Here is a 17,364-nt window from a genome sequence, read left to right as displayed (position 1 = left end):
TAAGATTAATATAATTTTAATATAATTATTTAATAATTTAAAGTTTTTTGGTTTTGCCCATATTTCTTTATTCTGTATGGGCCCGACCGGATTTGATTAAAGTTTTAAGCTAATACTGTAATTTTAATCTTTAGATAGGAAAATTTTTAACTTACCGTATTATGTTATCAGTGAGGTTATTGAGATGACAAAGAAAATCAAATGCCCAAAGTGCGGAGAAATTTTCAATAAACCTACTTGGGGCTTGAAACCTATTGAGTACAAGGCCGGGATAAAAATGCCGGGCGGCCTTGTCGCTCTAGGCGCGATTATAACATGTCCCAAATGCGGTTTCGAAGGACCACTGAAGGAATTTGAACCTGTTGACGGGGAATGATTGTGAGTGGTGACGGACTTTGAATTGGCCGTAATTGGCATAGTGATAGGCGTCATTGGAACGATACTTGCTATTATTGGAATACTCATCCAACTTCCTCCTGATAAGCTTTAACTCTGCCTTATGGATGGAACCTTCGGAGATGTAGATCTAGTTAACAGCCAGCCCTTCCCATCTAGATTTTTCCATGTAGCAGTTAAAAATAATCATAAGAAAATGATCGCAAGGAATTGTTATGCTTATCTGATTAGCCTCAGAAATTCTCAGACCGGGGAAGAATTTGTCAAACAATCATCGGAATTAAAATGAAGAGGGTATCAAATACCTTTTGCGGATATTCTGCCCAAGACATATAGAAAATTTGAAGCTTTTTGGGTGGTAAAAAATAAACCTGACACCTTAATGTTGAACGCGTTCTTGGATTCCACTCAACTTATCCCTCGTATCCAAGGACAAATCAGACTAATCGCAGAATATTGGGTCGTATCTGAGAACTTCAAAACAGTGAAAGGCTAGTTTCAGATAAATTTAGATAAGGATTTGAACAAGGTTTCAATCAGTCAAGTTTGAATCCCGCACTAAGCGAAGCGTTATTGTATGTTCTTTGATATTTTCTTTAGCTCGTTATCGAGAATGTATTCCCTGCCGATTTTGCCGTTGAGCTCCACTTCCGCGCCTGCGAGGTCTATTGTGCTTGGAACTATGTCTAGGTTGTCTTTTCTTACGATTGTGCCTTCAAGCCCTACATTTATCATGACATCGTATATTGTTGATTTAAGCGAGGATTTGTCTATGCAAAAATAGGTTGTGAGATTGCCCTGAGGATCCATGATAAACTGCCTCCAGGGTGCGATATTAAGCCCTTTGATTCCGCTATGTCAAGTGATGTTGAGAAATAAGCCCTCAAAACGTATGGTATCATCTTTAATCCTGCCAGTTCTATTGCTTGTCTTATATCCCTTGTAACCAATGTTGTCCTTAAAAAATCATTTTTCCTGATGCATCTGGAATCAAATTGTAATAGTGGTGAATCATAGGTTAATTCCTCTCCGTTCTTCTTTCTTTCATCCAAATATTCCTTTATGTATGTTGCTCCTTCCCTGCCTATGAATGTAAAATACTGATGTCTTGCCTTGCTTAATTTTTGTTTAACAACAACCATAGCCGGTATCCTATCAAATGTTATATCATCTGATATGTGAAGTTCCTTTATATCTCCCAGCCTCAATCCATCTGTGCCCTCGTACGTGCCTAAGCTTTCAGGCCTCAACCCTGAAAATGCCATTAGGGATATTGATACCTTTGCCCTTGATGTTGCCTTTCTCAATATCCTTGATAGTTCTTCTTTATTAGGCACTCTTTCGTTAACGATTGTCGGTGTCTCGTTTTCCCATGATATGTTAACGGTTAACTGCAAGCCGATACCATTAAACTTCAGCCATGATAGGATTACCTTCTTGAATCTCGCTATGTATGATCCTGCCTTGCCCTCTTTTTCCAGCCTTCTTATAAAATCTATGAAGTTATCCTTGAATTCCTGTTCATTGCTCTTTGCATTTGCTAGAATTTCCTTTAGGTTTGTATTGTTAAGATAGCAATAATATCCTAATCCCCGCAAGTAAACTGTTGCAGTTATAACAGACCTAGCCCTTAAGTTCTCAAACCATCTTCTTACATCATCATCCAGAAGCAGTTCATTATACTTCGGTTGCATAGTCATAGATAAACATTGCTTCCATGCATAAAAGGTATTAGATTAATAAATTAAGTGGGCCCGACCGGATTTGAACCGGTGACCACCGCCTTGTAAGGGCGGTATCATAACCACTAGACTACGAGCCCTGCATACCTTAATCAGTTTTCCATATAAAATTTTAACGTTGTATTGATAAATATATCATATTATTTTATAAAATAATTTATAACATAAAGATATAAATACTGGTGGCAGGTAAAATAAAGTTAAGAGGAATAATTATGCTGGATGGCAATGTTCTCCCAGATGCAAGAATATACATACACATTAAGGGCTATTCAAGGGCCCATGTTACACATGTTGATATTGAATCAACAGAATTAAAAAAAATAATATTACCGCATCATAGTGACTATCCTGAAATTTCATGGGACTCAGAAAGTGTGGACATACCGGTTAAGGGCCATTTAATAACAATAATAGATAAAACCCTTGGTAATTTAATAAAGCTTAATGGAAATATATATGTTGGCGGAAAGGGCAAGGGAATATTTTTAGGATTTCATAAGGAACAGATAAAAAAACTGGAGGAATATGGTGCATCAATAGGAATTAAATCAAAAAAATTAAAAAAATTAGAATAAACCTTTTTTATACTTCTGGTCAACCTCAAATGCATCTATTTCCCATGTTGGTTTAAAAGATTTTGCTGTTTCCATTAAATGATCCAGTGAATCAACTGTCCATCTGCAAACTGCCTCGTTTTTCTTTTCAGCAAGGTACAATTCATTTAGTTTTAAACCTGCGGGGAGTTTTTTATCTTTTGCCATTTCCATAACTTTTGAGGCAAAACCCATTACATCATCCTTCTGCTCATCCTTCCATTTATGTATAACTACTACTTCTACCATAATTAAATATGTCACAGGCATATATAAAGTTTAATTAAAATTTTTTTAAATATATTTACCATAAGATAAACTAATTATATGATAATTAATTTGCATTTCATGGCCAGGGTGCTTAGCATTAAAGAACTTGAAAATGAATATAAAAATAATGACCTTGATGGAATCTATCTAATAAAAATAAACAATATGACATATACAGGACTTATAAGAAACATATCAAACGGAACAATATTTATGGATCTCCCATTAAAATTTTCAAGAAATGATAATCCCATGTATACCCCCACTGTTATAGAGCCTGAAGAATTTAGGGAGTGCAAGGAGGTGCCGCTGGAGGGGCATATAAGGGCAGTTACAAAAAAGGATGGGATAATTGAGGGTGATATAATGGAGGTTTATAATAATAGAATCATTATAAAGGCAGATGAAATTAAAACTGTTTATTATCAGGATTTATACGATGTTGAGTGATTATTTTTTTCATAATCTCCAGATTTTTTTAATTTTTTTTCATATTCTATTGCGGCCTCATATGTTTTGCTGGCGTTTTTCCAGTCCTTTTTAAAGATTTTTTTTACATCAGAAACCATAAAAAATTTTCTTGCCAGAATTCCAACCTCCCTGTTATGATTTAGGCTGGCCTTCGTAAAATTTTCCGAACCTATAAAAAATTCATTTCTGCCTATTATTAACTTGGCATGCATGTATAATTTTGATACAGGCATGTACCTGACCCTCACACCAGATTTTGAGAGCTTTTGAAGATTTTTAAGGTCTGTACTTGACACAGATGATGGTACTATAATGCTCAATTTTTTACCCTTCTCCCTGAACTCATTGAGAATTGCATCATCATCTCCTACCTCCTCACTTTCTATTAATATATGCCTCTCCCTTTTTAAGAAATTCAATATGGATTCCTGGGACCCGGGTGATATTATTAAATTCCTGCTTTTTATTCCTGCATCTGTGTTTTTCCAATCAGCCAGAAATAATTTTTTAAGGTCCCTGCTAATTTTTTTATTCTTTATTATGAGACCGTACTCACGGTTTTTTGTGAATGCTGCCTCGGTTAAATTTAACGTCCCTATGTTGCATTTACCCCTTGTCACCATGTACTTTGCATGATCGAAAACATTGGGCCTTTCAAACCTTGGCGGTGCTATTTTAACCTTTGCCCCGGTATCCTTCAGTATCTTTATTTCATCGTGTGTTCCATCATCACCATTTATTCCATATGGACGGCCATCAACAATTATTCTTACATCAACACTCCGGGAGACTGCATTTTTTATCTCGTTTATTATGATTTGATCATCAACAAGATAATAATTAATGTAAAGATATTTGGAACTTTTTTTAATGAAATCAAGTATTTTACTGTATTTATCCTCAGGCTCCACATATAATTTGTAGGACATGATAGGACAACAAAAAATTGTTATATTAATTTTTCTAATTTTTTATTTTATTTTTTATATTATTATATATATTTATCGTCCATGGAATAACCTCTGTAAAAAATGACGGGCCATGATGTGCAAAAAAATCCAGCCTTCCTGGGGTTATAAACACATTTCCATTTTTTACTGCACTGATATTATTCCATTTTCTTTTTAAAATAAGCCTTTCCATATCACTGTAATCAAATTCACGGTACATTTTATGCTCGTATATTATGACATCGGGATCAGCCCTGGCAACAAAATCAAAATCTGGAGTTATCCATTCCCTATCAAAATTGGCATAAATTGTGTCAAATCCCATAACATACAATGCATCGGTTATATAACTCATGGAACCGAAGGTCACCGGTCCACCAAGGTCCATTTCAAAATATGTTTTAAAAAATATATCAGTATTAATGTTTTTATACTGTTTTATAAGTTTTAATTCCAGATTCCTTGCCTCGACCTTTTTATTTACAACTATGCCAACCTTCGATATTAAATCCAGCAAGCCGGGAAGCGATGATGGAAGCTCAAATATATAAACAGGCATATCATCCTTAAGATTATTATAAAGAATCTCCTGATATCCGCCAATGGTAAGTATTATATCTGGGTTAAGCTCTTTTAAAATATCCTTTCGGGTTGTTGAGTAACTTGCCAGCTTTCTTTTATATCTTGCACCCTCTGGTCTTGAGCAGAAGGCTGAGTCAGCAACAATTTTATCGCCAAGCCCAAGGTTAAAGAGTATCTCTGTTACTGCCGGACTGAATGATACTATTCTTTCGAGCTTGTCTGGAACTGAAACTTCATTGCCGTTGAACATTTTTAAAATTCTCATGCAATTAATAACATGCTTATCCATTTATAAAATTTTGGAAATTGCATATAATTTTAAAATTTTTTATTAAACAAAATATGCCATTAAATAACATGATAAAAACGTTAACTTTTTTGGTCTTATCGATATCCCAATCTTAAAAATGGGGCTGACCGGATTTGAACCGGTGACCTCCCGGTTATCAGCCGGGTGCTCCAACCAAGCTAAGCTACAACCCCGATACACCCTAATCAGTCGAAATTTAATAAATATTTCTATGGTTTTGCCTCCAATTCTCTTAATGATTCAATATCACGGCATACCTCACATAGCTCTCCTGTGGTTGGTGATCCGCATTTTATGCATTTATTTAACTTCACTTCTGAAGTTTTAAAATAGTCTCTTAAAGGCTCCCGGGTTTCATCAAAAAATTTAATAATTGCATATTTGCTTCCGGGCGTTTCATTCTCAAGATCGTCTATTAATTTCCTGAAAATGTTTCTCTGGGCCATGGCATAGTATGGGCACCAGCTTGAGTCAAAGTCTATGCCTGCGAGAACCGCATAGAGCACGACCTCCTTCTCAGGTATTTTCCTCAGTGGCAGGATTCTTGGAACAAGGCCATCGCGCACATACTCATGCGGTGCCATTCTAATATATCTCTGAACATCACCCTTGACAACATTCATTATTATTGACTGTGCATAGTCATCCTGATTTATACCTAGTGCTACATAATCCGAATTATTATACATTGATATTTTATTCATTAAATTTCTTCTCATTGGGCCGCAGTGTGAGCACGATATTGTTTTTGGATCAATTTTCATTATCTCGTCCATTGTGTATCCAAAATTCTCCTTAAAGGATATTATTTCATGCTCTATGCCAAGTTCTTCTGAAAGCTTTTTTGCCTTTTCAAGGCCTGTGCTTCTGTATCCATTTATTCCCTCATCAACAGTAAACGCCTTTATATTCACATCCCTTCTATTTTTGTAAATCTTATTTAAAAGATATAATGTAACTGATGAATCCTTTCCGCCTGAAATACCGACGGAAATTGATATGTTCTTGTTTTTCCTTGCAGTCTGAGATCTAAGCTCCCTTTTAACACGCCTTTCAACAAAATCCATAAAATGTTTTTTGCATAAAAATGATCCGTTATATTTGACCTCGTAAACAGCCTTATTCCCGCAAATTGAGCACTGCATTTTATAATAATTATGATCTGTCTTAAAAATATATTTATTAAAAATTAATGTTATATATTTATATCCTTTTTTTATATCTTTTCATGGAATCAGTTGTTACAGCCGCAGGAAAGGGCACAAGGGCAAACCTGCCAAAAAATATGAGAAAGGAAATGCTTCCTGTTTATTCTGTAAGGGATAATAAAATAGTGCTAAGGCCGGTTATAGATGTAATAATAAATAAACTCTCAAATGCAGGCATAGATAAATTCTTTGTTATAATAGACAAAAATGATAATGGGACAAGGGATTATTTATTATCACTGGATTATAAAATAGAGTTAATTTATCAGGACAAACCAAAAGGGTACGGATACGCTGTATCACTTGCATCAGATTATGTTAATTCAAATTTTATTCTTAATGCAGGGGATGGCTTCATACTAAAAGATGATTATATTATTAAAATGATTAATTATTTTAAAATAAGAAAGAAAAGTGTAATCTCATTAATGAGGGTAAAGGACCCATCAAGATATGGTATAGCAAGTATTGCCGGAAAAAAGGTATTGAGTGTTGTTGAAAAGCCTGAAAAACCCGAAACAAATTATGCCCTTCCGGCTTTTTACATTTTTGAAAGGGGTATTTTTAATTACATGAAATATGATGAATTAACACCCGCAATCAATGATTTTATAAAAGCCGGCAACGATGTTTACTATTATTTGATAAGAAATTCTGACTGGGTGAGCATCGGTAGAAGCGAGAATTATTATAAAATACTAAAGAAAACGTATAATTATTCTGAAAATATTTTAAAAAAATAATTTTTTATTTATTCCATTTTGTTTTGGGCATTATTGAATCCTTTAATTTGATAAGCCTTTTTTTATTATTTTCGAGATCAGATAATATTACAGGAATTTCATCATCCAGTGACCTCTGCCTTCTATAGCCGATCTTCTTAAGATTTTCATTAGCCGGATTGTAATAATGGTCCTGACTCTCAATCCGCGGGTCATCAACATGTGAGATTTCTATATCGGTACCTGTTAATGATTTATAATTTTTGGCAACTGCGCCGGCGATGTAATTAAGGGAATAATACTCATCAAACTGGTTATAAACGCGGTACTCATTATGAGGTGGGTTATTCAATATTAGGTTAAGGCATGTGATACTATCCTCCAGGGATAAAAACGCCCTTTTCTGATTTCCCTGACCATAAACTGTTAATGGAATCCCAAGAATTGCCTGGGATGCAAATCTGTTCAATACAGTGCCATAAATTTCGTCTATATCGAACCTTGTATTTAGATTATACTTATTAATTTCACCGGTTCTGGTACCATAAACAACTCCCTGCATAACATCGCTTATATTTAATCCCCAGATTTTGTTAGCAAGCATTAGATTGTATGAATCGTGCACCTTTGACATGTGATACCACGACTGCCCCATCCTTGGGAATGGTAAATAATCAGACCTGCCATGGTATTCAATATTAAAAAACCCCTCCGGTATATCTATATTTGGCGTTCCATACTCACCCATGGAACCAAGCTTAACTATGTGTATATCCTTTTTTATATCCTTAACAGCATATATTATATTCATTGTACTCTTTATATTTTTTATCAATGTCTCATTTGCTGTATCCAGGGAAATCATTGAATACGGTGCGGATCTCTGCTCTCCAAGATGGACAATGGCATCGGGCATGGTATTTTTAATAAGATCATAAATAAATTTTGGATTGCTCACATCACCATAATAAAATTTTATTTTATTCCCTGTTTTTTTTATTCTTTCATTCATTGAATCGATTTTTATGGCAGAATCGGCATTAACCTTTCTTGACCTTTTCCGGGTATAGAAATTATCAGCACCATAAACCTCATGCCCCTGATCAATGAGCCTTAATGCAAGCGGGAAACCAATGTAGCCATCTATGCCCAGTATTAAAACCTTCATTGTTGATTATGTTTCATATCCTTATAATATTTTTTAAATAAGATATATTTAATATTTGGTATGAAATAACGGTATATGTCCATCGCCATAGATTTTCTTAAAGTCTTCATGCCATTGCTTGTTGTCATTGACCCCTTTGGAAATCTTGTAATTTTTGTTTCATTAACGTCATCATTTAACCGTGAGACAAGAAAATCAATATCAAAGGATGCAATTGTTTATGGTGGGCTGATAATATTAATATTTGCCATATTTGGTGATCTTATAATAGAATTCTTTGGCATCTCCATTGAGGCCCTTGAAATAGCCGGCGGATTAATCCTTCTTTTGATGGGAATTGAAATGGTGCGTGAGGGTGCAAAACCGGAATCATCAACAGGCGATGAAAAGAATATGGGCATTGTCCCCCTGGCAACACCATTACTTGCAGGGCCTGGAACCATTTCACTGGTAATTATACTTATGAAAGGCCCTTTTATCACAAAAGTATTAACAATTATATCTGTATTTCTGGTTCTTGCGCTTGTATATGTCTTTTTTGTTTATTCATCCAAAATTTTAAGCATACTTGGAGATAAGGTTATGACGGCAATCACAAGGATTTTTGGTCTGCTTTTATCAGGCTTTGCAATACAGTATTTCCTTGATGCCCTTATAGCATTAAATATAATAAAATAGATTAATATCCGGCATTCCCCTGTATAATTTCATGGGGCCTGTATTTGCTTTCTATTATTTTTACATCATCATCTGTTAATTTTATATCCAGTGCATTTATATCTGATTCGAGGTATTCTATTTTATTTGCACCTATAACAGGTATAAATCCCTTTTTTACTGTATATGCCAGGGCTATTTGTGCTGGTGTTGCCCCCCTTTCAGATGCTATTTCCATAACGCTATCAAGAACATTATAATCGCATTCCCTGAAATATCTCTGCTTCATTACCGGATATGTTTTTGTTCTAACTGTCTCAATGTTTTTGTTTTTTTGGTATTTTCCTGATAAAAATCCGGCTGCAATTGGGCTAAATGGAGAGTATGTAATATTTTTCTTCCTGCAGAATGGTATTACATCACGCTCATCCTCCCTGTAAACAGCATTGTAATGGTTCTGCACTATCTGAACACCAAAATTCTCTTTTAGGCCTGCAACGGTATTGAATTCTGCGAGCTGGTACCCAAGGGCATTGCTAAGGCCGCAATAATGGGCCAGGCCATTATGTATGAACTGCGATATTGTTTCAACAGTATCATTAACGTCCATTGTATCAAAGTATGCATGAAGAAAGTATATATCCACATAATCGGTATTGAGCCTTTTCAGGCTTTCCCTAATGGCTCGTGATAAATTTTTCCTGTTAAAACCGTAATAAAAATCTGACATTTTTCCGGCACCCTTTGTGGATATAACAAGATCATCCCTGTATCCACTTATGGCCTCTCCAATTATTTTTTCTGATTCGCCATATGAATATATATTTGCTGTATCTATAAAATTTATTCCATAATCTATAGCCTTTTTTATTATTTTTATGGATTCTTCCCTGCCAGCCATCCATTGGGAGGTTCCGAATGACATGCCCCCAAGGCATAATTTTGATATTTTTAAATCAGTTGACCCGAGAGTTGTGTATTCCATAAATATGAAGTTAATAATCAATTATTAATTTTTGTCATCTCATTATTTACCTATCAGAATTTTTAATTGAATTATGGTATTTACATCCTGTTCTGAGAAAACATTCTGAACATTGTGGTGTGCTTTTGCAGTAAGTTTTTGACAGTTCAACAATCATTGCATGAAGATTTTTTAGCATTGATATATCCTTTTTAAGATCATTTAATGCATAATTTTGTATCATATCAAATGTAAAATTTTGATTATAGTACCTTTTCAGGAATCTTTTTGTGTAGGCATCAACAACAAAAACCGGATAGTTAAGGGCATAAAGCATTATTGAATCCAGTGTCTCCTGACCAACGCCCTTTATATTCTTTAAAAAATTTGATATATTTTTTATATCCCTATTCTTCATATTATCCAGTGTGCCATATGAGTCAATAACTGCATCAGCAATATTTTTTAGATAAACCGCCTTCTGATTATAAAATCCTGAGGGCATTATGTATTTTTTTAATATTTCAGCATCCATATTTTTTATAGCATTTAAATTTAATAACCCATTATTTTTAAGATTAATAATGGATTTTTCCACATTTTTCCATGACGTATTCTGTGTTAATATGCATCCTATGACTGTTTCATCGTCTGAGGATGAGGGCCACCATTTTAAATCTCCATAATGATCGTAAAGAATTCTATAAAGTTCATTAAACATAAATAATAATTATAAATTTTTATTAAAATATTGGTTTTATACTTTATAGTATCATGTCCTCTATCTTTGTTGTTCTGTAATATCCATCGTATGTGTTTTCTATTTTTTCACCATTATATAATGTTGTATAGGCCTCATTTTTATATCTTGCTGCAACAATTCTGCCTATGGAATCTCCCTTCATTATTCCACCACCGGTTGTTCCGGAAACTATAACCATGTTAAGTGCATTAAATATATACGGCATGAAGTCTATTGTATTGTATGAATAATATCCGGCCCATGAGGATGTAATTTTAGAATTTTGAAATGCCGGGAAATATGCATCGAAAATTGGCTTAATATTATAGGAATAAAATTCTGGTTCAGGTTCGGGATGCTCTGTAAATGAAAAATCACGGTTTATATCATCTGCGAGGCTTGTCCAGAAGGCACCTGCAGAGGGATATGGCCTGGCATAAACCCCTGTTGGGAAAATGGTAAATGGAAACACGCCAGAATCATTAAAGATGTTTTTGTTTATTATTTCCCTTATTCCTGGGCTTGTAACCTGAAATATCATTCTTTTCTTTGGCCTTAAATGGCTGTCAATGCCCACAGGGTCAAGAAGTGCGGTGGTCCATACATCCGTGCATAAAATAAAGAAGTCACCGTATATTTTTTCCCTGTCTGTTTCTATGTACTTTATGGATGATTTCTGCCAGTTAAACGGCTCCCCTGGATAATCAAGGCTTACATCAGGCTCAAGCCCAAGCCTTTTAACATGTGTGTTAAACCTCACATCAACGCCCATTGATGTAATCTGATCATAAAAATATTTAGACAGCAGATCCGGCTCTATAATTCCTGCATTAGAGTCAAGAATGGCCGTTTTTATTGAGTCTATATTCATAATTTTCCTTGTTTCAGAATCTATATTAACATTAAATATGCTGCTTAAATCCTCGGTAATTATTCTGGAATTTGGGTATTTTGATACAAATTTTTCATCCTTTTCATGATCAAATAAAAATAAATATCCGCAGAATTTCATGCCAATATCTATTCCCTGCTTGTCCTGAAGGTTTTTATAGAATGCTATTGAGGCCTGCGCCATAATCTGGTTTTCCCTGAGGGAGAAAAAATCCCTGAATGCTGCTGCACTCTTTGCCGTGTTTCCCTGTGAATATGTTCCGGCCTTATCAACAACCAGAATCTTCGCATCAGGATTTCTTTTTTTAAGATGGTATGCAGAGCTTAGCCCGGTAATACCGGCACCAATTACAATTATATCATAATTCATAGTGAGTACAAAATAAAACTTTATATAAATTTATCCAGAAGAAGTTTGAATTAAAAAGATAAGCACTGTCTATTTTTATAATAAAAATTAATTTTTAAAAAATAATTCCAGAAAAACTTAATACAAAAAAGGCATATATTAACGTCCGGTTAAAAAGTATGGATGATCATGATTCCATATGACGACGCTGGACATATAGAATGCCCTGCCTTTTAATGGGCCTCAGATCCAGCATAAGGCGTGTCACCCTGCAATTAAAATCTGATCAGGGGCGGGCGTAGAATTCCCTGTGGGTCAGGAAATTATGAAATGTGATTAATTTCCGTTAAAACAGGGAAAAGTTTTGTATTTTTTAATCATTAATAAAATATCAATTTTTAAATTTAATTTCCAGCCTCAAGGGCCTGCTTATATGCATCAATAAGCTTATTAATATATTTCCCTGCTGCGCTTTTAATCATCCTGCCCCCCATGCTGGCTGCCGACCCAACAACATTGACATCGGCATTCCATTTTATGTGTGCCATTCCATCATTCTGCTTAAAATTAAAATCAACGGTAAAGTCAACAGATGCACCGGTTCCCTTTCCATGGCCCTCAAGCTTAAGATTCTCCTTTTTTTCATCATTTATTATTTTTAAATCCAGATCAAATTTTCCCTTTATAAATGATACACCAGCCTTTGCAGTTAACTTCATGTTATTCCCATCTATTTTTGTGTAGCTTATTAGATCTGGAACCAGCTTTGCTATGCGGTCCGGGTCTGAAACATAGTTATATGCATCCTCTGACCTTGCATTCACATCGAACTCCCCATCAAAATTTAACATAATAATTTATATAAGCATGGTTTATAAAATTTTCATTTATTTTTCATAAATATATATGTTTAAAAACATCCAAATTTTCATGGGTATTATAAACTTTAAAAAGAATTTATAATTTAATCCTGTCCAGAACCTTACCAACCGCATATGAGGATGATTCAACACTTTCCTTAAAGGGATAGAGTTCCCATTCATTCTCGCCATGTGCAAGAAGATTTCTTATGTTTAATGCAAGCCTGAATAACAGATCAGAATTCCTATCAGTAAATTTTTCAGACCAGTGGAGGAGTGAATTCTGTGAGCTTGGAAATGGCTGTCCATTGACAAGAACATCATAATGCCCAATTTTATTCAACCTTAAATATAATTTTATTTTCCTGTAATCCTGATCATATAATATTATTTTATCATATCCTGGCCTTTCAATAATGGCCTTTTTTCCAACCCATATGGAGTATGCACACCTTAAACCCATTTCAAGAAGAAGATACATGTCAAGTGTTGCAAGCTCATTAAATTTTCCCAGTGATATAAGTTCCAATGTATCATTTTTTAATTTTGTTAATTTTGGTGTAAGGTCATTCCTTTCAGTTCTTCTGCCCTCAATAAGCACCGGAAGGTTTGCCAGAAAAAATCCCAAAATTTTATCCCTTCCTGCATTTCTACCTATTTTGAATCTGAGTTTATTAAAGGTGATATAATCATCATGATAATCCATTGAATTAAGGATTCCGGTTAATACCAGACGATCATATCTCTTTGAATACTGAAAAAAATCAAATATGTTCTTTAAAATATAGTTTTTTGTTTCCAAATCCATGTACAATAATTATAAAAAAATATAAAATATATTTGTATATCAGCCTATTTTTGTTTTGCCAACCTGATTGAATTTTATAATTTCCCCATCGCTGTTGAGTGATATATATACAGTATAATGATATCCCTCAAAATTGAATTCGGTGGAAACATCCCATGTATTTCCATTGTTGACTATGCTGTTTATTGTGAACTCCTGTATGTTTTCACCATAAATATCCTTAATATTCTGCAGGCAGACATTTTTTACATCCTTTAGGTTTTGAATATCCATAATCTTTTATTATATTTCTGTATTAAAAGTTTGCAAGGAAAAAATTAATTTTTTTGATAAAAAATTATTTATCCCCAGACCCTGTGGATTCCCTTGTGCCGGATGCGTTCTTTACATTTAATAGTGTATTGTTTTCAAACATTTCTGTGACCTCCTCAACAGATATGCCCTTTGTTTCAGGCATAATAAAGAAGAATATAATTACGGCTATTACAGAAAGAACCCCGAAGACTGCCATTGTATATCCAAGGCCTATATGCAGGTTCATTGCAGGGAATATTTCTATTATGGCAAAATTTGATATCCAGTCAACAACAGCTATTAGGGATGCATATAAACCCCTGTACTGTGTTGGGAAATATTCTCCCTGAAGCAGCCAGCCGGTACCTCCCACGGCAAAGGCAAAGAAAATTATAAATCCCGCAAATCCTATTAAAAGGCCAACAGCAATATGATCCAGATATAGTACCGTACCAATAAAATCGAACAGTGCCATTCCGGAATAACCTAGCAGTGCAAGGGACCTTCTGCCATATGAATCAATAAGCTTAAATCCTATAAGGGTGGCCAGTACATTTATTACTGCCAGAATTGATGATGCCTCTATTCCAAATACTGCCTTTGAAAGGTATGATCCACCTGCAGATCCAAAGATATTTAATTTTGCTATAACAGTTGGGCCGTAATAGAATGGAACATTTATTCCTGTTATTTGCTGGAACATCATGAACAGGCCAACGACCACGAATGCCCTTTTTATTCCTGGTGTTGCCCTCATTTTAGTTTCCATGCTCTGGAGAACGCCATGGGTCTTTGTTAGCTGATCCTCTGTTGCGTTTATATTAAACCTTTTAAGGGCCGAAATTGCCTTATCGTATTTTTCATGAAGTATTAACCATCTTGGTGATTCTGGCATGTAGAATCTAAAAATAAGGCCTATAATAGATGGTATGGCAGCAACACCTAAAAGAATTCTCCAGTCAACGGCGTATGCAAGGCCTGGTGCAATGAAAAATACACCCATACCAACAAGATAGGCACCAAGTATTCCCCATGTAATCATCCACTGCTGCATTAATGAGAGATGGCCCCTGCGGCGCTTTGGTGCATATTCAACTATATAGGCAGTTGCTATTGCCGAATCAGCACCAACTGCAAGCCCTATGAAGGTTCTTGAAATAAGCAGCATTGCAAGGTTAACAGCAGCCGCAGAAAGAAGTGCACCAATTGTATAAATGGCGGCATCCGTAATAAGCAGGAATTTCCTGCCATATTTGTCGGTAAGTGCTGCTGCTATTAATGCTCCAACGGCGGCACCAAGTGATGCGCCTGCTATTAAGTATCCGTAAACAAATGGTGCAGTTGTGGCAAGGTGTTTGGCAAATGGTATAAATCCCAGATCTGTCCCTATATTGGATGTATCATAACCAAACAGGAACCCACCTATTGTTGCCAGCACAGTAACTGCCCAGTAGAATTTTGTTGTGATCTTACTGTTCATTTCATTTAAGATCGGATCACTATCAGGCAAATTTTGAGTTTCCATATGCTTTTAATTTTTTTCCTTATTTAAACGTTTATTTTATTCCCATTCAAAAATAAAATATAGTATAAATATCAAATCTTAATAAATATCCATTTATATACTTGATACAGTGATAATATATATCACTAGAAAAAAAGTTTAAATAAAAGTTTTATAATTTCCCGGCGTAAATTGTTCATTCAAATAAGCTTTGAAATGCCCAGATAATCCTCAGCTTTAAGTTTTATATCCACAGCATTAATATTTTCCTGAAGGTGTTCAATATTAATGGATTTTGGTATTGCCATAACATTATTATGGTATAAAAGCCATGCAAGGGCAATCTGTGCAGGTGTTGCAGCATATTTAATGGAAATTTCCTCCAAAAATTTTAATGTTTTTCTATCATTAAATAATAATCCTTTATTTAGTGGGCTGTATGCTATTATTGAAATATCATGGCGCATGCAGTAATCATAGGTCCCATCAAATTCAATTTCCTTAGATAAAACATTATATTTAAGCTGGTTTGTTGATATTGCATACCTTTTCATTGCATATGATGCCTCCTGGCATTCAGTGGCGTTAAAATTGGAAACACCAATAAGATCAATTTTTCCATCATCCTTTAATTTTTCCATTGCCGACATTGTTTCTTCTATATCTATGCTATGGTTTGGCCAATGAAGCTGATATAAATCTATATGATCTGTTTTAAGTCTTGCAAGGCTTTCATTGCATGCATTTATTACATCGTTGTAATGGAAATGATCAGGCCATATCTTTGTGGCAATAAAAATATCATCACGGTTGTAATCTTTAATTGCCTCTGCAACAATATCTTCAGTTTCATACATCTCCGCAGTGTCTATAAAATTTATTCCATGGTCTATTGCATATTTTATGGCATTTACCGCATCCTTTCTGTGGCCCTTCATTTTCCATGTACCAATGCCCAGGACAGATACCTGCTTTTTATATCCTGATAATTTTCGATATATCACAAAAAAACATAGAATTATAAAACATTAATTTTTTTAAATGGATAAAAATAATATTTATCCATCATGTCTGAAATCTGGATAAATCAGCATTCCGCCATCAACAGTCAATGTTATGCCTGTAACATATGATGCCATATCGCTTGCCAGATATAAAACAGCATTGGCCACATCATCGGCACTTCCGGCATACCCCATTGCTATCTTACCATTAAGGTCCTTAAGTGTTTCAGGATTCTGCCATACTGATTTGTTTATATTTGTTTTAATGGCGCCGGGTGCAATAGAGACTATTCTAATTCCCTTATCAGCATTTTCCTGTGCGGCTGTTTTTGTTAGCATGTCAAGGCCAGCCTTTGAGCTGCAATAGGCACTGTAACCTGACCATGGTATTACAACATGGTCCGATGTTATGTTAATGATCACACCACCATTATTTTTTTGCATTCTTTTTAATGCCTGCCTCATGCAGTAATATGGTCCAAGCAGATTAATATTTATAACCTTCTGCCAGCTGTTAATATCGTCATCTCCTATATTCTGCCTTACACCGTCAATGCCAGCAGAATTAACAAGGATGTCAAGCCTTCCAAAGGTTGAATCAACATCATTGAATAGTTTCTCGACGCTTTCAGGGCTTGAAACATCGGCATTAAATTCTTTTGCATTGCCACCATTTGATTTTATGGCATTAACAACGTCCAGTGCATTTTGGAGATTGCTTGAATAATGTACAGCCACAGACGCACCGGCATCTGCAAGTGCCATGGCTATGGATCTTCCTATGCCACCACTTGCCCCGGTTATCAGTGCAACCTTATTTGTAAGATTTATATTTTTCATATAAATAAGATATAGATTATAAACATATAATAATTT

General features: G+C 34.9%; 21 protein-coding genes and 2 tRNA genes. 5 read left to right on the top strand and 18 right to left on the bottom strand.

Annotated features, from left to right (window positions below):
- Positions 1-184: 184 nt before the first annotated feature.
- On the top strand, positions 185-376 hold the full coding sequence (locus tag AOG54_RS02525) for a hypothetical protein (protein WP_054964087.1): 192 nt from the start codon (positions 185-187) through the stop codon (positions 374-376).
- A 590-nt stretch (positions 377-966) separates the two neighbouring features.
- Here AOG54_RS02525 and AOG54_RS10020 read toward each other — a convergent pair.
- The 3 genes from AOG54_RS10020 to AOG54_RS02510 form a co-directional block, all read right to left on the bottom strand.
- The gene (locus AOG54_RS10020) at positions 967-1,206 is read right to left on the bottom strand and encodes a ParA family protein (RefSeq protein ID WP_201779308.1); all 240 of its coding nucleotides are present in this window, start codon (positions 1,204-1,206) and stop codon (positions 967-969) included.
- The gene (locus tag AOG54_RS02515; protein ID WP_236689065.1) at positions 1,167-2,096 is read right to left on the bottom strand and encodes a site-specific integrase; all 930 of its coding nucleotides are present in this window, start codon (positions 2,094-2,096) and stop codon (positions 1,167-1,169) included. Before AOG54_RS02515 ends, AOG54_RS10020 begins: the two co-directional genes overlap by 40 nt.
- Positions 2,097-2,145: 49 nt before the next feature.
- A tRNA-Val gene (locus tag AOG54_RS02510) sits at positions 2,146-2,218 on the bottom strand.
- 102 nt (positions 2,219-2,320) lie between these two features.
- Here AOG54_RS02510 and AOG54_RS02505 point away from each other — a divergent pair.
- The gene (locus tag AOG54_RS02505) at positions 2,321-2,716 is read left to right on the top strand and encodes a hypothetical protein (protein ID WP_054964089.1); all 396 of its coding nucleotides are present in this window, start codon (positions 2,321-2,323) and stop codon (positions 2,714-2,716) included.
- Here AOG54_RS02505 and AOG54_RS02500 read toward each other — a convergent pair.
- Positions 2,708-2,983, bottom strand: coding sequence for a hypothetical protein (locus tag AOG54_RS02500; protein WP_048101351.1), 276 nt, complete (start codon positions 2,981-2,983; stop codon positions 2,708-2,710). The genes AOG54_RS02505 and AOG54_RS02500 overlap by 9 nt on opposite strands.
- 99 nt (positions 2,984-3,082) lie before the next feature.
- On the opposite strand from AOG54_RS02500, the gene AOG54_RS02495 reads away from it, so the two are divergent.
- Positions 3,083-3,454 carry a hypothetical protein gene (locus AOG54_RS02495; RefSeq protein ID WP_156150277.1) on the top strand — a complete coding sequence of 124 codons (372 nt, stop codon included), beginning with the start codon at positions 3,083-3,085 and terminating at the stop codon, positions 3,452-3,454.
- On the opposite strand, the gene AOG54_RS02490 is transcribed toward AOG54_RS02495, so the two are convergent.
- The 4 genes from AOG54_RS02490 to AOG54_RS02475 form a co-directional block, all read right to left on the bottom strand.
- The gene (locus AOG54_RS02490) at positions 3,430-4,404 is read right to left on the bottom strand and encodes a phospholipase D-like domain-containing protein (RefSeq protein WP_054964090.1); all 975 of its coding nucleotides are present in this window, start codon (positions 4,402-4,404) and stop codon (positions 3,430-3,432) included. The genes AOG54_RS02495 and AOG54_RS02490 overlap by 25 nt on opposite strands.
- 34 nt (positions 4,405-4,438) lie before the next feature.
- Positions 4,439-5,272 carry an ABC transporter substrate-binding protein gene (locus AOG54_RS02485; RefSeq protein ID WP_054964096.1) on the bottom strand — a complete coding sequence of 278 codons (834 nt, stop codon included), beginning with the start codon at positions 5,270-5,272 and terminating at the stop codon, positions 4,439-4,441.
- A gap of 143 nt (positions 5,273-5,415) precedes the next feature.
- Positions 5,416-5,490, bottom strand: a tRNA-Ile gene (locus tag AOG54_RS02480).
- A 36-nt stretch (positions 5,491-5,526) separates the two neighbouring features.
- Complete coding sequence (locus AOG54_RS02475; protein WP_054964091.1) at positions 5,527-6,462, bottom strand: TIGR00269 family protein; 936 nt, start codon at positions 6,460-6,462, stop codon at positions 5,527-5,529.
- Between the two features lie 83 nt (positions 6,463-6,545).
- On the opposite strand from AOG54_RS02475, the gene AOG54_RS02470 reads away from it, so the two are divergent.
- The gene (locus AOG54_RS02470) at positions 6,546-7,268 is read left to right on the top strand and encodes a nucleotidyltransferase family protein (protein ID WP_054964092.1); all 723 of its coding nucleotides are present in this window, start codon (positions 6,546-6,548) and stop codon (positions 7,266-7,268) included.
- Positions 7,269-7,272: 4 nt separating this feature from the next.
- Here AOG54_RS02470 and agl3 read toward each other — a convergent pair whose 3' ends face one another.
- Positions 7,273-8,415 (bottom strand): UDP-sulfoquinovose synthase, encoded by a 1,143-nt coding sequence (gene agl3 / locus AOG54_RS02465; protein ID WP_055032364.1) that lies wholly within the window; start codon positions 8,413-8,415, stop codon positions 7,273-7,275.
- A 75-nt stretch (positions 8,416-8,490) separates the two neighbouring features.
- Here agl3 and AOG54_RS02460 point away from each other — a divergent pair, with 75 nt between their 5' ends.
- The gene (locus AOG54_RS02460; RefSeq protein WP_048101076.1) at positions 8,491-9,093 is read left to right on the top strand and encodes a MarC family protein; all 603 of its coding nucleotides are present in this window, start codon (positions 8,491-8,493) and stop codon (positions 9,091-9,093) included.
- Between the two features lies 1 nt (position 9,094).
- Here AOG54_RS02460 and AOG54_RS02455 read toward each other — a convergent pair whose 3' ends face one another.
- The 9 genes from AOG54_RS02455 to AOG54_RS02415 all read right to left on the bottom strand — a co-directional run.
- Positions 9,095-10,057, bottom strand: coding sequence for an aldo/keto reductase (locus tag AOG54_RS02455; RefSeq protein ID WP_048101075.1), 963 nt, complete (start codon positions 10,055-10,057; stop codon positions 9,095-9,097).
- A 46-nt stretch (positions 10,058-10,103) separates the two neighbouring features.
- Positions 10,104-10,757, bottom strand: a complete 654-nt coding sequence (locus AOG54_RS02450) for an endonuclease III domain-containing protein (protein ID WP_048101074.1) — start codon at positions 10,755-10,757, stop codon at positions 10,104-10,106.
- Between the two features lie 43 nt (positions 10,758-10,800).
- Entirely contained in the window at positions 10,801-12,039 is a 1,239-nt protein-coding gene (locus tag AOG54_RS02445) for an NAD(P)/FAD-dependent oxidoreductase (RefSeq protein WP_054964095.1), read from the bottom strand.
- A gap of 383 nt (positions 12,040-12,422) precedes the next feature.
- Positions 12,423-12,869, bottom strand: a complete 447-nt coding sequence (locus AOG54_RS02440) for an SRPBCC family protein (protein WP_048101072.1) — start codon at positions 12,867-12,869, stop codon at positions 12,423-12,425.
- 106 nt (positions 12,870-12,975) lie between these two features.
- Positions 12,976-13,686 (bottom strand): hypothetical protein, encoded by a 711-nt coding sequence (locus AOG54_RS02435; protein WP_048101071.1) that lies wholly within the window; start codon positions 13,684-13,686, stop codon positions 12,976-12,978.
- Positions 13,687-13,725: 39 nt separating this feature from the next.
- Positions 13,726-13,959, bottom strand: coding sequence for a hypothetical protein (locus AOG54_RS02430; RefSeq protein ID WP_048101070.1), 234 nt, complete (start codon positions 13,957-13,959; stop codon positions 13,726-13,728).
- A gap of 64 nt (positions 13,960-14,023) precedes the next feature.
- A complete protein-coding gene (locus tag AOG54_RS02425; protein ID WP_082180417.1) occupies positions 14,024-15,505 on the bottom strand; it encodes a sugar porter family MFS transporter in 1,482 nt (493 codons plus the stop codon).
- Positions 15,506-15,684: 179 nt separating this feature from the next.
- A complete protein-coding gene (locus tag AOG54_RS02420; RefSeq protein WP_048101069.1) occupies positions 15,685-16,488 on the bottom strand; it encodes an aldo/keto reductase in 804 nt (267 codons plus the stop codon).
- Between the two features lie 54 nt (positions 16,489-16,542).
- The coding region (locus AOG54_RS02415) for a glucose 1-dehydrogenase (protein ID WP_330218511.1) at positions 16,543-17,364 on the bottom strand (822 nt) is incomplete at its 5' end.

The organism is Acidiplasma aeolicum (assembly GCF_001402945.1).
Taxonomy (GTDB): domain Archaea; phylum Thermoplasmatota; class Thermoplasmata; order Thermoplasmatales; family Thermoplasmataceae; genus Acidiplasma; species Acidiplasma aeolicum.
Note: the sequence above shows the minus strand (reverse complement) of the source record. Positions and strands in the feature narration are given on the sequence as shown.

Excerpts from the sequence above, each read along its gene's own strand:
- AOG54_RS02485 (WP_054964096.1), bottom strand. The coding sequence starts at position 5,272 with ATGAGAATTTTAAAAATGTTCAACGGCAATGAAGTTTCAGTTCCAGAC.
- AOG54_RS10020 (WP_201779308.1), bottom strand. The coding sequence starts at position 1,206 with ATGGATCCTCAGGGCAATCTCACAACCTATTTTTGCATAGACAAATCC.
- AOG54_RS02445 (WP_054964095.1), bottom strand. The coding sequence starts at position 12,039 with ATGAATTATGATATAATTGTAATTGGTGCCGGTATTACCGGGCTAAGC.
- AOG54_RS02490 (WP_054964090.1), bottom strand. The coding sequence starts at position 4,404 with ATGTCCTACAAATTATATGTGGAGCCTGAGGATAAATACAGTAAAATA.
- AOG54_RS02440 (WP_048101072.1), bottom strand. The coding sequence starts at position 12,869 with ATGTTAAATTTTGATGGGGAGTTCGATGTGAATGCAAGGTCAGAGGAT.
- AOG54_RS02425 (WP_082180417.1), bottom strand. The coding sequence starts at position 15,505 with ATGGAAACTCAAAATTTGCCTGATAGTGATCCGATCTTAAATGAAATG.
- AOG54_RS02500 (WP_048101351.1), bottom strand. The coding sequence starts at position 2,983 with ATGGTAGAAGTAGTAGTTATACATAAATGGAAGGATGAGCAGAAGGAT.
- AOG54_RS02455 (WP_048101075.1), bottom strand. The coding sequence starts at position 10,057 with ATGGAATACACAACTCTCGGGTCAACTGATTTAAAAATATCAAAATTA.
- AOG54_RS02435 (WP_048101071.1), bottom strand. The coding sequence starts at position 13,686 with ATGGATTTGGAAACAAAAAACTATATTTTAAAGAACATATTTGATTTT.
- AOG54_RS02470 (WP_054964092.1), top strand. The coding sequence starts at position 6,546 with ATGGAATCAGTTGTTACAGCCGCAGGAAAGGGCACAAGGGCAAACCTG.
- AOG54_RS02525 (WP_054964087.1), top strand. The coding sequence starts at position 185 with ATGACAAAGAAAATCAAATGCCCAAAGTGCGGAGAAATTTTCAATAAA.
- AOG54_RS02515 (WP_236689065.1), bottom strand. The coding sequence starts at position 2,096 with ATGACTATGCAACCGAAGTATAATGAACTGCTTCTGGATGATGATGTA.
- AOG54_RS02460 (WP_048101076.1), top strand. The coding sequence starts at position 8,491 with ATGTCCATCGCCATAGATTTTCTTAAAGTCTTCATGCCATTGCTTGTT.
- AOG54_RS02495 (WP_156150277.1), top strand. The coding sequence starts at position 3,083 with ATGGCCAGGGTGCTTAGCATTAAAGAACTTGAAAATGAATATAAAAAT.
- AOG54_RS02450 (WP_048101074.1), bottom strand. The coding sequence starts at position 10,757 with ATGTTTAATGAACTTTATAGAATTCTTTACGATCATTATGGAGATTTA.
- agl3 (WP_055032364.1), bottom strand. The coding sequence starts at position 8,415 with ATGAAGGTTTTAATACTGGGCATAGATGGCTACATTGGTTTCCCGCTT.
- AOG54_RS02475 (WP_054964091.1), bottom strand. The coding sequence starts at position 6,462 with ATGCAGTGCTCAATTTGCGGGAATAAGGCTGTTTACGAGGTCAAATAT.
- AOG54_RS02430 (WP_048101070.1), bottom strand. The coding sequence starts at position 13,959 with ATGGATATTCAAAACCTAAAGGATGTAAAAAATGTCTGCCTGCAGAAT.